The 14,896-nt window shown below is 68.6% G+C and carries 12 protein-coding genes and 1 pseudogene; 9 read left to right on the forward strand and 4 right to left on the reverse strand.

The genetic code is table 11. The features are described 5' to 3' along the window. Positions 1-300 precede the first annotated feature (300 nt). A complete protein-coding gene (locus LW840_RS09045; RefSeq protein WP_291276843.1) occupies positions 301-978 on the forward strand; it encodes an outer membrane beta-barrel protein in 678 nt (225 codons plus the stop codon). Here the strand turns inward: LW840_RS09045 and LW840_RS09050 are convergent. After that, on the reverse strand, positions 925-2,115 hold the full coding sequence (locus tag LW840_RS09050) for a LytTR family DNA-binding domain-containing protein (RefSeq protein ID WP_291276844.1): 1,191 nt from the start codon (positions 2,113-2,115) through the stop codon (positions 925-927). The two genes, LW840_RS09045 and LW840_RS09050, sit on opposite strands and share 54 nt — an antisense overlap. A 335-nt stretch (positions 2,116-2,450) precedes the next feature. Here LW840_RS09050 and LW840_RS09055 point away from each other — a divergent pair, with 335 nt between their 5' ends. From LW840_RS09055 to LW840_RS09075, 5 genes are all read left to right on the forward strand, one after another. After that, on the forward strand, positions 2,451-3,584 hold the full coding sequence (locus LW840_RS09055; RefSeq protein WP_291276845.1) for a serine hydrolase domain-containing protein: 1,134 nt from the start codon (positions 2,451-2,453) through the stop codon (positions 3,582-3,584). 165 nt (positions 3,585-3,749) lie between these two features. Further along, positions 3,750-4,400 (forward strand): hypothetical protein, encoded by a 651-nt coding sequence (locus tag LW840_RS09060; RefSeq protein WP_291276846.1) that lies wholly within the window; start codon positions 3,750-3,752, stop codon positions 4,398-4,400. Positions 4,401-4,976: 576 nt separating this feature from the next. After that, the gene (locus LW840_RS09065; RefSeq protein WP_291276847.1) at positions 4,977-7,550 is read left to right on the forward strand and encodes a TonB-dependent receptor; all 2,574 of its coding nucleotides are present in this window, start codon (positions 4,977-4,979) and stop codon (positions 7,548-7,550) included. Beyond that, positions 7,550-8,137, forward strand: coding sequence for a sigma-70 family RNA polymerase sigma factor (locus tag LW840_RS09070; protein WP_291276848.1), 588 nt, complete (start codon positions 7,550-7,552; stop codon positions 8,135-8,137). The genes LW840_RS09065 and LW840_RS09070 overlap by 1 nt, the downstream gene beginning before the upstream one ends. 8 nt (positions 8,138-8,145) lie before the next feature. Then, positions 8,146-9,135 carry a FecR domain-containing protein gene (locus tag LW840_RS09075; protein WP_291267340.1) on the forward strand — a complete coding sequence of 330 codons (990 nt, stop codon included), beginning with the start codon at positions 8,146-8,148 and terminating at the stop codon, positions 9,133-9,135. A gap of 151 nt (positions 9,136-9,286) precedes the next feature. Here LW840_RS09075 and LW840_RS09080 read toward each other — a convergent pair. After that, positions 9,287-10,209 (reverse strand): annotated as a pseudogene (locus LW840_RS09080) (IS481 family transposase). A 108-nt stretch (positions 10,210-10,317) separates the two neighbouring features. Between LW840_RS09080 and LW840_RS09085 the strand changes: the two are divergent. Continuing rightward, positions 10,318-11,160: a sugar phosphate isomerase/epimerase gene (locus LW840_RS09085; protein ID WP_291269386.1), complete on the forward strand. Its 843-nt coding sequence runs from the start codon at positions 10,318-10,320 to the stop codon at positions 11,158-11,160. 3 nt (positions 11,161-11,163) lie between these two features. Here the strand turns inward: LW840_RS09085 and LW840_RS09090 are convergent, their stop codons facing one another. Continuing rightward, positions 11,164-11,907 carry a hypothetical protein gene (locus LW840_RS09090; RefSeq protein WP_291269385.1) on the reverse strand — a complete coding sequence of 248 codons (744 nt, stop codon included), beginning with the start codon at positions 11,905-11,907 and terminating at the stop codon, positions 11,164-11,166. A gap of 1,013 nt (positions 11,908-12,920) precedes the next feature. On the opposite strand from LW840_RS09090, the gene LW840_RS09095 reads away from it, so the two are divergent. Further along, on the forward strand, positions 12,921-13,580 hold the full coding sequence (locus LW840_RS09095) for an IS630 family transposase (RefSeq protein ID WP_291276865.1): 660 nt from the start codon (positions 12,921-12,923) through the stop codon (positions 13,578-13,580). Positions 13,581-13,647: 67 nt separating this feature from the next. Then, the gene (locus LW840_RS09100; RefSeq protein ID WP_291276849.1) at positions 13,648-14,733 is read left to right on the forward strand and encodes an IS630 family transposase; all 1,086 of its coding nucleotides are present in this window, start codon (positions 13,648-13,650) and stop codon (positions 14,731-14,733) included. Here LW840_RS09100 and LW840_RS09105 read toward each other — a convergent pair. Next, entirely contained in the window at positions 14,730-14,891 is a 162-nt protein-coding gene (locus tag LW840_RS09105; protein WP_291260670.1) for a hypothetical protein, read from the reverse strand. The two genes, LW840_RS09100 and LW840_RS09105, sit on opposite strands and share 4 nt — an antisense overlap. Between the last annotated feature and the right edge of the window lie 5 nt (positions 14,892-14,896).

Here is a 14,896-nt window from a genome sequence, read left to right on the forward strand (position 1 = left end):
GTTGGTACGACTGGGATGGCGGGCCGGTTTCGCCCGGGGTCGGCGAAGGGGGTGACGGCGGGAACGGGCGACCACAACCACAGGCCGCCCCCCCCGCTCAGGCGTGCCTGCGACCGCTCGTGCACCGTGTGCAACCGCTCGTACATCGCGTGCGGTCGACCGCGCCGTCGCCCCCGGCCATTCGTTCAGCCAATCGACCGTCCGTGACCGCGGCAATTGTGAGGGCAACCCGGGCACTGGATTCTTCCGCCGCCGACACGCCGCGGTGGCGGCATCCTGAACCTTTTCTCGTTTTCGCTCATGTCCGTGTTTCGCGTTACCCGATCAGCTGTTCTGTTGCTCACGAGTTGCCTGCCCGCCGCCGCCCTCGCGCAGGCGGAGCCGAAGGGCGTGTACGTTACGGCCTATGGACAGGTCAGCCGGATCGGCGCCTCCACCTTCACCGAGTCCGGCGCCCGGGGGGCGGGCGCCGGGGTGCAGGCGAAGTTCGGCCGCGGCCTCGGCGGCGGAGGCGATGTCGGCTACCGCTTCGGCAATGGCTGGGCCGCAGAAGTGGAGTGGAACTACCGCAGCCATGCGCTCACGTCCCTGCGTCAGGGCACCACGACCCTGGCACGGGACGGCGATTACGCCTCGAACATCCTGCTGGTCAACGGCGTCCGCCGCTTCCCCTCGACCCGTGCCTGGACGCCGTACGTGGGCGCCGGCCTTGGCGTGGTGCTGGAGGTCGATCTCGACCTCAAGCCGGCGTCGAACGGGGGCTCGCGGGCCTACTCCGCGAGCGGCCTGCTGGTCCCGCAGCTGATGGGCGGCGTCGAGTACGCGCTCTCGCCCACCTGGCGGCTGATCACCGACGCACGCTGGCTCCGCGCCGGGGCCGTGTCCGCCGACAACGCGACGGGGAACAGCGGCGGCAGCGTCCAGTCACCGCGCTACAACCCGCTTTCGGTGCAGGTCGGGGTGCGGTACGGGTTCTGACGCCACCGGCACGATGTACCGGGCGCCGTCGCCGAAGCGCGCGAGGACCTCGGCGCGACGGCGACGGCTCACCGGAACCCTCCGGCCATTGCTCATGACACACACGGCCCCGCTGGTGGTGCGTCGCACACTGCTCACGTGGTTGGCGGCCACCCACCACGAGCGATGCACCCGCAGGCCGTGCGACGCGTCCTCGAGCTCGACGTCGGCGAGCGCCCCGACAATCAGCGCGCACCCGCGCGGTGTCCACACCCGCAGGTACTGCAGTTCGGAGGCCACGGCGATCACATCACGGCCGATTTCCGGGGGCAGGCGTTCCCGCCACCCCCGGGGCGTGGGCACCGCAGCCGCGGTGCTCGCGCTCACCCCGGCCGCTGGGGCGCCGGCTGTGGAGGCGCCGGCTGTGGAGGCGCCGGCTGTGGAGGCGCCGGCGGCGGGGGCGGGCTCCGCGGGGCGCCACCGGGGGTCTGCCGCGATGAGCGCGACAGGCTGGACAGGCTGGACAGGCTGGACAGTCGCAGCGGGCACAGCGGGCTCGGCAGGCTGGACAAGCGCAGCGGGCGCGGCAGGCGCGATGTCGACCGGCGAGGGGCCATGAACGACCGCCGTCGTCGCCGTCTCGCCCGGCGCGCTCCCATACAGCAGGGGGGCCACCATCCAGTGCAGCCGTGGCAGGCAGATGAGCACCCACGCGGTCGTGACCGGGCCCACGATGTCGCCGTATTCGGCCAGCATGTCGTGGCCAATGCTGACATGGTCCGGCGCGATGCCCTCCTCGTCCGGGAGGACGGCAACGCCCCACCAGCGAATCATCAGGCCCTCGCCAATGCCCCAGTACGCCGGGGCCAGCAGGACCGAACCGAGCACACCGGACAACACCACCAGCGCCCAGCTTGGCACGCGACTCGCGCCCATCAGGCGCGTCAGCAGGTGGAGCGTGGCCTGGAGGACAAGCAGCCCGACACCGATCTGCAACGTCCAGAACAGCAGCAGCACGGCGGCCGGCGCCCGGAACCCCACGTCCGGCTTCATCGTCATCACGACGGCCAGAAAGACCAGGCCCACGACCAGCAGGTAGCGCGGGAGGCTGTCGGTGGCTGCGCTCTGCCGTCCCGCCAGCGGTCGTTCAGGGGTCACGTGTGCAGGGGAAATCAAGGTGGAGACCGGCGGGCCCTGGAGCAGGACGCGGCGGAGCGCGTACACCCGGGACGCGCGGCGGAGCGGTGGCGCGCGGTCGCGAGCAGTCGCGTGCGTGGCGACCGTGCCACGGCGTGCCGGGGCTATACGGAACGGGGCCGGTGTCGGTTCCGACGAGCCGGGACCGTGACACATCGCGCCACGGGTACACGGCGGGTGGAGGGCAGTGGCCGCCTTCGTTAACGCGCGCGCCCCTGGCACGTCTGTCTCCTGGCAGGGCCGCGCGCGGATGCGCTGCGCGTGGCCATTTCCTACCTGCTTCGGAAACCGGCCCCATGTCTGCTCGTTCCTTTCCCGTATTGATCGGCGCGCGACTGCTGGCCGCCGGCCTCGGGCCCATCGCCTGTTCCGGAGCGGCGCCCACTGCGGCGCCTCCGTCGGTGCCTGCGCCCCCGGTCAGCACTGGGGACGCCATCTGGATGGCGCAGTTGCAACGCACGCTCGACAGTGCCGTGCGGGCCGTCCCGCTGCGCGGGGCCTCGGCGGCCGTGGTCCTCGCCGACGGACGGATCTGGCGTGGCGTGGCCGGGTTCTCCGTACCCGGTGTGCCCCTGGACACCACCATGCGGCTCGGCATCGGCAGCATCAGCAAGAGCATCACGGCCACCCTGCTGGTCCGTCTCGCCGAACAGGGGCGTCTGTCGTTGGACGATTCCGTTGGCCGCTGGCTCCCGCGCATCCCGCATGTGGATCCGGCCATCACCGTCCGCCAGCTGCTCAATCACAGCAGCGGCGTCTTCGATGTCACCAACGCGCCCGGCTACCGCGATTCCATCCTTGCCGATGTGAACGCGCGCTGGACCCCGCAACGGATGCTCGGACTGCTGCGCCCGCCGCTGTTCCCGCGGGGCACGGGGTGGAGCTACTCCAACACCAATTACCAGCTGGCGGGGCTGGTGGCCGAGGCCGCCGGCGGGCGCCCGCTGCACCAGCTGGTGCGCGAGACGCTCCTCAATCCCATCGGGGTCACCACCCCGTTCCTCGATCAATACGAAGCGCCCACAGGCCCGCTACCGGGCGGCTGGAGTGGGGGCACCGTCAACGTGATGGACGTGCGCGCGTCGACCTACAGTGCCGCGTGGGCCGCCGGGGCCTATTTCGCCACCCCAGAGGCGTTGGCCCGCTGGTGGCAGGGGCTGATGACCGGTCAGCTGGTGGGCCCCGCGTCGCTCTCGGCCATGATGACCACGGTGGGACCCGAAGGGTACGGGCTGGGCATCGTGCGTCGACAGCTCGTCGGCCGCCCCGTGTGGTCGCACACGGGGGAGATCCGCGGCTTTTCGTCGGTGGCCGCATTCGACACGGCGCGGCGCTTCACGGTGGTGCTGATCGCGAACGAGAACCCGGCACCGGTGACGCTCATTGCCGGCGCGCTGGTGAGCGTAGCGGCCACGGTGGCATCGCCGTGACGCCGTGACGGCGGTGACATCGGCCGGTCACCGCACCGTCAGCGGCGCAATGGCGGGGGCTGCACCCGCCGCCGCCCGTCAGGGAACTGCCTGATGCCGGCCGATCCGGGAACGTGCATGCTGCATTCCTCACTCCTCGGAGGAGTCATGCACCCGTTCTGCCCAGTGTCCCGCTGCCGAGTCCGTACCACCGCGGTCGCGCTGCTGTTCGCCGCCGGGCCCGACACCGTTTGGGCGCAGGACCGCGCCGCCGTGGCACCGCCACTGGCGGCACCACCAGCGGCGACGCCAACCGTGCGGGTGACCGGTGGCGCGGGGGTGCTGTACATGCATCTGCCGGCGTTTTCGTACACGGCAGGCAGTACGCGTCGCCCGGTCGTGAACCCTGCCCAGGAGGCAATCAACCTCGCATTCGGCGCGGGGGTGGAAGGCTTCCGCGGTCGTGCGGTCGTGGCCGGTCGGTTCCTGTCGGCGTTCGACGTGCTCGACGACCGCTGGGCGTACGTGGGGATGCTGACCGCCGGAATCGCCACCCACAGCGCCCGCCGCACGCTTACCCTCGCGGCTGGGCCAACCCTCGTCTCCCGCGAACGGGTCCCGGATTCCTTCCTGACCTTCCGCGGGCTCTGTACCGGCGCGAGGTGCGACGAGGCGCCCAACGGCGATGGCGGAAGCCTCACCACGGGTGGCGTGGCAGTGTCCGCGTCCGCCGAGTATCGCGTGCGCGGTCTGGTAGGGCTGGGGGCGGAGCTCCTCGCGGCCACCGGCGCGCAGCGATACGTGGGCGGCGGGGTGCGCATCACCATCGGGCGATAGCCCAGGGCTGCGACGTCGGGGGCGCAGGTCGTGTGGGTCCGCCGGCCGGCGGTGGAGACCCCAACCCGTCCCGATGGCGCATCCCTCGCTCGTCGCGTTCGGCGTCGAGCGGGGTGAGCACGTCGACCACCGTCAGGGGAGCTCGCCGGGGTCGTGGGCGGGAGCACGATAGCCCTCGTGACCGCGGCAGACGAGGGTCGGACGAGGGTCGGATGCGGTTGGTTCCGTCCACGATGAACAGCCGGTCTCGCCAGGATGGACCGTGGGCGCCACCGTTGCCCCGTCCACCGTCCCGAAAGGTGTGTCGTTGCGCGGCATGAGCGTCGGGTCGTCCAACACGCGCCGCATGCGCGCGCTGGCGACGGGGCCTCCAGACCTCGGGGCACCCGCGACTCGAAAAACACCCACACGACCTCGACGAACTCGACCTCCCGATTCCGCAAGCCGGTGGCCGGGTTGCCGGCCGAGACGACGGTGTGACTGGATACCGTGTGCCCCGCCGGCGGGGCTCGTGCCGACAATGTGGGGATTGGCGCAACCGCGCCGTCCGGTATCGTGTCACCATCTTTCCGACACATGCCCGCCACACGCCGCATTGCCCTGCTCCTCGCCACCCTCCCCGCGATCTCCCTGCTCGCGGCCCAACCCGCGCCGCCGACGTACGTGGAGGTCGAGCGGTCGCGCTGGTCGCGACTCGATGCCAGGCGCATCGACACCACCGTTCGCACCACGCGCGCGAGGCACGTCGAGCGGCTCGCCGTGCTGCTCGGCGCCACGGTTGCCTTCGATCCGGCGGTCGCGGGCCTCGCTGACACGGTGACGCTGGGTGGTGGACTTTCTCTCCGGCGCGCCATGGCCCGCGCGCTGGCCGGCACCGCGCTCACGGCGCTCGTCGACTCGGCGTCGTCCACGATCATCATCCGTCGGGTAGGCGGGGGCGTGCGCCGCGTTCGCGTGATCGATACCCGAACGCAGCTCCCCGTGGTGGGCGCGGAGGTACTGGTGACGCGGCTCTCGCGGAGTGCGCGGACCGATCGCACGGGGCAGGCCGTGCTCGGTGCGGTGGGGGATGGGCCACTGCCGATCACGGTGCGGGCGCTCGGTTTCGTGAGTGTGGTGGACACGCTCGATACGGGTGACACCGAAGTGGTCCGACTCGCCCGCGCGGCGCCGCGGCTCACGGAAGTCGTGGTCACGCCGGGGACCAGCCGCGCGCTGGAGTCGGGGGTGCACGTGGCGCAGAGCCTCACGCGCGAGGAGGTGGCCTCGCGCCCGCAGATTGGCGAGGATCTCTTTCGTGCGGTGAACCGGCTGCCCGGTGTTGCGGCCAGCGACTTCTCGGCCGGACTCAATGTGCGCGGCGCGCGCAGCGATGAGCTACTGGTGATGCTCGACGGGATGCAGTTGCGCGAACCGTACCACCTCAAGGACATCGGCTCCGGCCTCTCGATTCTCGATGTGCACGCCACGGGCGGGGTCGATCTCGTCCCCGGCAGCTTCACCAGCGAGTATGGCGAGCGCCTCACCGGCGTCATGTCGATCACCTCGCGTCCGCTCGCCCCCGGCGAGCGACTGTTCTCGGCGGGGCTCAGCGCCACGTGGTTGCGAGGGCTCGCCGGCGCACGGACGCGCGACGGCCGCTGGTCCTGGATGGCGAGTCTTCGGCGCGGCTATCTCGATCTCGTCCTCGATCTCACCAATGCCGAGGCGCCCTTCGCCGTCGGCTACGGGGACGGCTTCGTGCGCGGCCGCTGGCATGCCTCGTCGCGTGATGTGGTGACGGTGTCGCTGTTGGGTTCGACCGACTTCACGACGCAGGACGTACAGTTCGACGCGCCGCCGTTTCGCTCGCGCTATGGCAGTCGGTACGGCTGGACCAGCTGGCAGCACAGCGGAGAGCGGCTGCAGGGACAGACCGTAGTCGGCCTGTCGCAGGATGTGCGTCGGCGCAACGCGGATGGCGGAACGGGGCAGGTCTCCATTGGCCGCATCGCTGATCGTCGCGAACTCGAGGTGGGGTCGCTCCGCTCGAGTTGGACGTGGGCGGCGTCGCACCGAGTGCAGGTGCGGTTCGGGACCGATGTGCAGCGACAGGGCGCGGCGTACGACTACGGCCGGATTCGCCCCACGCGTGCGACGTTGTTCGGTTTCGAGCGCAAGGCGGACACGGCCAGCGCGGTGATCGACACGGCAGGGCTGTGGACCGGGGCGTGGCTGGCGCCGCGCATGCAGGTCGGCCGGCTGGTGGCGGAAGTCGGCGGGCGCGTGGACCGATGGAGCTGGCGCGGTCCGGTGGCCTGGCAGCCGCGCGTCAATCTCGCGTGGCAGGTCGACCCGTCGACCTCGGTGCGGGCAGCGGCGGGAGCGTACGCGCAGCCGCAGGCGCTCGACGGTCTGCCGGTGGAAGAAGGCGTACGCGAGTGGGCCGTGCCGGAGCGAGCCCGTCATCTGGCGATCGGCGTCGATCGTGAGTTGCCGGGCAGGCTTGCCGCACGGGTCGATGTCTATCAGCGCATCCTGACGTCCGTTGCGCCGCGCTACGCACAGCTGCTGCCCGACATCGACATCACGCGCGACCTGCGCTTCACCACCCTGCGCGTCGATCCGACGGACGGCCTGGCGCGCGGTGTCGAGCTCTCGGTGGCGAGCGCCGGTGGCGGTCGCTTCGAATGGAGCGGCTGGTACGCGCTCAGTCAGATCGCCGACCGGATCGGGGGGCGTCTCGTACCGCGCGACGTCGATCAGCGGCATGCGGCGTCGATGGACCTGTCGGTGCGAACCACCGATCGTCGGTGGCGTGGCAGCCTGGGCATCGTGATGCGTCAGGGGTGGCCGTTGACACCAGTCGGTGTGCGCGCCGATACCTTCGTCGTCAACGGGCGCCCGCGCCTCCTGGCCACGCCAACGTATGGGGCCTACAACAGCGAGCGGCTGCCGACCTATGTGCGAGTCGATCTGCGACTCTTCCGACGCTACCAGACGCGGAGCGGGCAGTGGACGGTCTTCGCCGATGTCTTCAACCTGCTCGGGCGACAGAACCCGCTCGGGATCGCGGCGGCCATTCAGGCGGTGGACCCCCTGCAATGGCGCCGCGAGCCGATCGCCTTCGTGCCGCGCATTCCCACGGCGGGGCTCTCGTGGGAACGATAGTGGCGACGCGCTGGTGGTTTGCGCGCGAACACGGTGAGGCGGTAGTGCCGCTGCCGACCGAGCCACCGCTCTGGCGGCGCATGCGCGCGGGCGACGAGGAGGCGTACGCCACGCTCTTCCGGACACACTATGCGGCGCTCTGCATGGTAGCGCACCGCATGTTGCGCAACGATGCCGAGTCGGAGGAAGTGGTGCAGGATGTCTTCTTGCGGCTGTGGGAGCGGCGTGGTGCGCTCGCGGCCGTGGATGATGTGGGGGCCTACCTGCGCACGGCGGTCCGGCATCGGGTGATCGATCGGGTGCGCCGCGATCTGACCGAGCAACAGGTGATCTCGCACATCGCCCATGAACCGGCCGGTGACGATTCGGCGCACGGTGATCGCACGCAGATGCTCGCCCACGTGCAGCGTGCCATGACGGCGTTGCCACCACGCTGCCGGGCGGCGATGCAGCTCCGGTGGTTCGAACGGCGCTCGTATGCGGAGATCGCGACCGTGCTCGGTATTTCGCCCAAGGGCGTGGAGCGCCTCATCACGCGCGGGCTGGCCGCACTGCGTCGCGTGGTACCGGCGGAGGACGACCGATGAGAGGGGACATGTCGCCCGACCTGGTCGGTGCGCTCGATCGGGTGCTGGCGCTCGAGGCCTCGCCCGACGATCACGCGCGGCTCGCCGCGTGGGTGCGCAATGACGCCGACCGCGCCGCGTGGCTTGCGTCGCTGCGGGCAACGGTGGATGCGGACCGTCCCGAGGTGACGTGGGACGTGGAGCGTGCGTGGCAGCAGGTCGCGGCGCGGCGCGCGGCCAGTGCTCCGGTGGTCGCGGCGCGTCGCGACGCCAGTGCTCCGGTGATCGCGCCATTCCGGTGGCGACTGGGAGCGGCGGCGGCGGTGGTGGCCGTGGCGCTGTTGGGGGTGGTGTCGCGTGGGTGGCGCAACCAACGCATGATGCCCGAGGCGGTCACACGGACGTGGATCGAGGCGCCGATTGGAACCGTGCGGCGGGCCACGCTCGCTGATGGCACGGTGGTCACTCTGGCGGCGGCGTCGTCACTGACCTACGCGGCGCAGCGTGATCGTCGGGAAGTGGAGCTGGTGGGGCGTGCGTCGTTCGAGGTGACCGCCGATTCGACGCGCCCCTTCGAGGTACGCACGGCGTTCGGCACGGTGCGCGTGCTGGGGACCGGTTTCGACGTGGCGGCGTATGCCGAGGAGGCGACAGCGATGGTTTGGGTGCGACATGGACGCGTGGCGGTACGCAGCGCGGCGCACCATGCGGTGGTGGAGCTGTCGGCCGGCGATCTGGCCTCGATTCGGGCGGGCGTCGTGACGCGCGAACGGGCGACGGATATCGCGAGCGCAGGCGCCTGGCGCGATGGCATACTGGTCTTTCGCGATCAGCCGTTGTCGCAGGTGGCGCGAGAACTCGCGCGCTGGGGGCAACCGCTGATCGTCGACCCGGCGCTCGCGTCGCGACGGGTGACGATCACGTTGCGCGTCGGGGCCCTGCGGGCGGCGGCACCCCAGTTGGCGCTGGCGCTCGATCTCCAGGCGCGGGGCGACTCGCTGGTGATGCGTGAGAAGTAGCCCGTATCCGGTTTCCACGTCGCCGACTGGCGATCGATGGCCAACGGCATCTGCCGGTGCGGTGACGCGGCGACCGGAGCACCGCGCCGACGCCGCCTCACCGGCGTGCGGGAACGAGCGGCGCCCCAGGTGTAGATGACAAAGACGTTGTTCACACCGCGATGGGCAGGCGTGAAGCTGGTGGTGCGTCGTTGAGGGCGCTGTGACGACGATGAAAGTTTTGTGGGTCAGGTAGATCGGTAAGGCGGCGGTGCGTCGGGCGGAGCGGCCGTAGGCCGTGGCACAGGCCCATTCGGTGAGCAGCGTGCGAATGAAGCGCTCCGCCTTGCCGTTGGTTTGGGGCCGATAGGCTTGGGTGAAGCGTTGGCTGATCCCGAGGGCGAGGGCCACGTGGGCGAAGTGGTGTGAGCGATAGGCGGGTCCATTGTCAGTCAGGAGCCGCTCGACCGTGATGCCCTGCGCGGCGAACCAGGCCACGGCGCGCTGGAGAAAGCCCGCCGTGGTCTCGGCCGTTTCATCGGCGAGCACTTCGGCGTAGGCGAGCCGCGAGTGATCGTCGAGGGCCACATGCGTGTACTCCCAGCCGATGCCGGTCACGCGCGTGCGGCGATTGCCGTGAATGCGATGTCCCACCCGCCCGATCTTCCCGAGCTTCTTGATATCGAGGTGCACCAGCTCGCCCGGGCGCTCGCGTTCGTAGCGCACGACCGGGCGTGGCGGCTCCAGCGCCGCGAGGCGGTTCAAGCCGAGCCGGCGAATCTCCGTCACCACCGTGGAGATCGGCAGAGCGTCCTACTGCGCGATTCGCCGACTGCTCCAGCGCTGCCGGCGCCGCTTCTCTGTCTGCCGACGCCGATACCGTGGCAACCGGTTCGGCGAGTGATGCGGCGTCGGCGCGCGGTCTTGCAGCGCATCCGGCGCGGCCTCGCTCGCCCGGCGACACCACTTGTAGACTGTTTGGCGAGACACGCCGGCCTCGCGCGCGACCACCGCGACGGGCACGCCCGCGCGGACCCGCTGGACCAGTGCCTCTCGCCGAAACGGGGTGAGACGGGGCAACTTGTGGATGTTCATGGGGGCTCTGATGGTTGAGAGTGATGGACTCGACAACCTCAGCTTGCAGCCATTATCCCCTGTGAAGAACCTCCTTGTCATTTACAGGTAGGCCGTATGCTACCCATCATGCACCGTCGCTCCTTCCTCGCCTCCGCGGCCGCCGCCCTGGCCCGCCGCCACGTCCCGCTCTCCGCGCTCGGCACACCGGTCGGCAAGCTCAATCGCATCGGCATCGAGCTCTATGCGGTGCGCGGCGCGATGAAAGCCAATCCCGAGAAGACGCTCGAAGCGCTGGCGAAGATCGGCTACACCGATGTGGAGCTACTCTGGAGCTTCAAGAACTTCGGGCAGAGCATCAAGGAAGTGAAGGCGAGCCTCGAGGCCACGGGGCTCAAAGCGCCGTCGGCGCACATGGCGCCGGACACCATTCTCACCGAGTGGGAGCAGCGGTGCGCCGAAGTGAAGGAGCTCGGCATGACCTATCTCATTGCGCCGGGGCTGCCGAGCGAAGCGAACAGAAGCATCGAGGCGGTGAAGCTGTGGGCCACGCGCTTCAACAACGCGGGTGAAGTGGCGCGTCGGTATGGCTTATGGATTGCGCTGCACAACGAGCCGAATCACGAAAAGCCCGTGATGGGGCAGAAGCCCATCGAGGTGTTCCTCGCCGAAACTGACCCCAAACTCGTGCGCTTTCAGCTCGACGTGGGAAACATGCTCATGGGCGGCGGTGACCCGCTCGATTTTCTGCAGCGGCATCGCGCACGCTGCTGGAGCTTTCACCTCAAGAACGTCATCGCCGATCGCACGAAGGACACCGAACTCGCGAGGGGCGTGTTCGACCTCAAGACGTTCCTCTCCGCGGTGCCGGAGCTCGACAAGAAGCCGTGTTTCGTGGAGCAGGAGGGAAGTGGTGACGAGTTGGTGAGTGCGAAGGAGAACCTGGAGTATCTGCGTGGGCTCACGTGGTGAGAGCTATCGCTGGCGCTGAAGCAGGTCGAATGCCACGATGTCCACGTCCCCATCGCTGTTCTCGACGGTCGCGATAATCTGTGTGCTGTCGGCGGCGAGCATACGTACACCTTGAGGAAGTCGTATCGAGTGCCGTACGGTCCCGTTGATGTCGAACAGCAGGTAGTCCACTTGCCCGTTCGCTCCGGGCCACGGCTTCAGTAACACACTTCCGTCGCCTCGAACCAACAGCTGCGAGACGGCAGGAACCCGCGCAGGCACGAACAGCGCGCGTCGATAGTCTTCACGCGTCGTCGGAGGGATGCGTGGATTCTTGTTGAGCGTGGCAACCGCGGAGTCCACGAGCTGCGCGACGTCCGGAGCAGGAAGTGCTCGGGGAGTGAAGGGAAGCGGCACGTCGTACCGTACTCGCCCGCGCGCGTCCCGGAGCGAGAGTCGCGGCGCTGAGGCGCCGACTGGCGTCTCGGACGTGCTCCCGCGATCGGCTCGGGCAATCCACGAGCCATCGCCAGACCAGCCGACGAGCGTGCGATACGAGAGAGGCTGGCGCATGACCATCGTTCCTCCGCCGCGACTGATCGTCAGTGGTCCAGAAGGATCCACGAGGTCGAACAACGAGTCGCGCACCTGTGCTCCGTCTGGCGATGCCACGAAGAGCGACCAACGCCGCGCTCGGTACATGGCGCTCGCCTGACCGTCCTCCATGCTGGGCAGCAATGCGCCACGAGGGGTGACGGCGACGGGCATGTCGAGGAGTTGCGCGCCGCGACGGCCTCCCACGAACGGTATGGTGCGCCGTGCAGCGCCAGCTACGAAGTACGTCGTGCGACGAAGGCGCCCGTCGATCACCCACAGGGTGTCGCCGATCCATCCAATCGCGCTCGCCAGCTGAATTTCGCCGGGCCCGGCACCGTTTCTCCCAACGCGTTGGACTCGTCCGTCTGCTCCAATGACGCCAACGTACGACATCCCATCAGAGAGTGCCACTCGACTGCTCGCGCTGATTGCGGCAAGTGGTTGCCAGCGAAGGTCCATGTCCGTAGTCGCGCCGCGCACGATCACCCGAGGCGCAGAAACTGTGAGTGGCGCAGGGGCAGTTTGAGCTGACAGAGAGAGCGCAGCAGCCCCTGTGACACCGATGTACAATCGGAGAAACGGAGAAAACGCCAAGTGGCTCATTCTCCGGCGGACAGCGCTGAGCTCACTCCTCTCACCCTTTCGCCGCAGCTAGTCGGGCTCACCCGCTGATCAAACGTGGAGTTGGAAATCACCCCCGACTCTTCCCTTGTCGGCGATCCGGCCGCCACGAACCGCCAGTGCTGCATGATGATTGGCGCGGCGAGCCGTGCAAAACCGCCGCCGCACGCCCCCCACACGTAGCAGTAGTTGATTCCGTCGGAGTCACAACCTTCGGCACCGCTGCGATATGGCCCCCAGGCGCAGTTCGGGATCTCGGCCACCGAAAGCGTGCAGACTGCGCATTGGGCAAGTGCGGCTCGCCCAAACGACAACATTCCACCGGTGAGCAGCACAAGTCTGAAACGACTCATCCGTCTCCCCTCCTTGATTGAAAGCACTCGACGAACACAATTGGGCAGTTGCATCGAGAAGCTGTTGAGCGAGCGTTTGGCTTGTCAAGCCGCAGAGTCCTCAACTTCAGCGATCATGGAATCGAGCGCGCCACAGCGACCTCAACAGAGTCGACGGCTAAGTTCGACTTGTATACATGGCTACAGTTTAGTTGACAGGTCGGCGTCGTGATGCTGTCTTCGATCATGACGCACCCTGATGCGCGGACCCTGAAGCCGGGGGTGCAAGCCGAGAAGCGGCGGATCGCGATGACGATGCGCGAAGCCGGCAGCAGCTTCAGCGAAATCGGTCGGGCGCTGGGGGTGCACTACATGACCGTCTCGAAGTGGCGGGATCGCTATCAGGACGGCGGCGCCGACGCCCTCGCCGCGCAGAAGCGCGGGCCCGCCGTGGGGGCGCATCCTCGCCTGACGGCCAAGCAAGAGCAGGCGGTACAGCGGGCCAGTACAGATACGACGCCCGATCAGTTGAAGCTGCCCTTCGCCTTGTGGACCCGCGCCGCCGTCGGGCAATGGATCGAGCGGAAGTACGGATTCACGTTGCCGGTGCGGACCATGGGGCATTACCTCGCGCGGTGGGGCTTCACGGCGCAGGAGCCGATCACGCGCGCCTACGAGCAGCGGCCTGAGGCCATCGCCGCGTGGCTCAAGACCGAGTGTCCGCGGATCAAGCGGCAGGCGGCCGCCGAGGGTGAGGAGATCTACTGGGGCGATGAAACAAGCCTCAGTACGAGCGATCCGCGGGGCCGCGGCTTCGCGCCACGAGGCAAGACGCCCGTGCGCCCGATCCTCTCCCAGCGCCGATCAGTCAGCCTTGTCATTTACACCTAGGGTGAGTCAGAAGTTCGCAGCAACGAATACTGCCGGCGGTGCGTATCTCCAGTACCTTGGAGATGCGATGCCTTCTGCGAAGCTGCCCCCGGTGATCCTGAGTGACGACGAGCGTGCGACGTTGCACGAGTGGACGCGCCGGCGGCGCACCGCGCAAGCGATGGCGTTGCGGGCCCGCATCGTCTTGGCGGCCAGCACCGGCGCGACCAACACGGCGATTGCCGAGAGGCTGGGCGTCGTGATTCCCACCGTGGGCAAGTGGCGCCGGCGCTTTCTCCGTCAGCGGATCGCCGGGCTGTTGGATGAGCCGCGCGTTGGCGCGCCGCGAAGGATTTCGGATGCCGAGGTCGAGACGGCGATTCGCACCACGCTCGAATCGCGGCCGAAGGATGCGACGCACTGGAGCACGCGCTCGCTGGCGCGGAAGCTCGGCTTGAGCCAGAGCACGGTCAGTCGCATGTGGCGGGCCTTCGGACTACAGCCGCATCGGGTCGAGACCTTCAAGCTGTCGACCGATCCGCAGTTCATCGAGAAGGTGCGCGACATTGTCGGCTTGTACCTCGACCCACCCGACCGCGCGCTCGTGTTGTGCGTCGATGAGAAGTCGCAGATCCAAGCGCTGGACCGGACGCAGCCGCTGCTGCCGATAAAGCCGGGCCAGGTCGAGCGGCGCACACACGATTACGTGCGCCATGGCACGGTGTCCCTCTTCGCGGCCTTGGATGCGAAGACCGGCGAGATCATCGGGCGCTGTGAAGCGCGCCATCGGTCCCAAGAGTTCCGTAAGTTCCTCGATCAGATCGACCGCCGTGTCCCTGCAGATCTCGACGTGCATCTGATCCTCGACAACTACGGCACCCACAAGACCGCGACCATTCGGCGGTGGCTGGCCAAGCGTCCTCGCTTCCACGTGCATTTCACCCCAACCAGCGCGTCATGGATCAACATGGTGGAACGCTGGTTCGGGGAGCTGACGCGGAAGCAGCTCAAGCGCGGCGCGCATCGCAGCACCGACGCGCTGGAGGACGCGATCATGGCCTACATCGCGCACACCAACAAGGATCCGAAGCCGTTCGTCTGGACGAAGACGTCCGACGAGATCCTCGACAGCGTCAAGCGGTTCTGTCAACGAACTTCTGGCTCAGCACACTAGGGGGCGAACCGTTCCGCGAGTCGGGCCCCGTACCAGATGCCGACACCCAGGCCAACGACGCTGAGCACGAAGCTCCCGAACAGCCCTCCGGGCGTCCCGAGCCACCACCCCACGGCGCTGCCGAGCGTGGAGGTGACGAGTACCAGCAGCGTCTTCATGGGCA

This window comes from Gemmatimonas sp. (assembly GCF_021298855.1).
In the GTDB taxonomy this organism is placed as follows: domain Bacteria; phylum Gemmatimonadota; class Gemmatimonadetes; order Gemmatimonadales; family Gemmatimonadaceae; genus Gemmatimonas.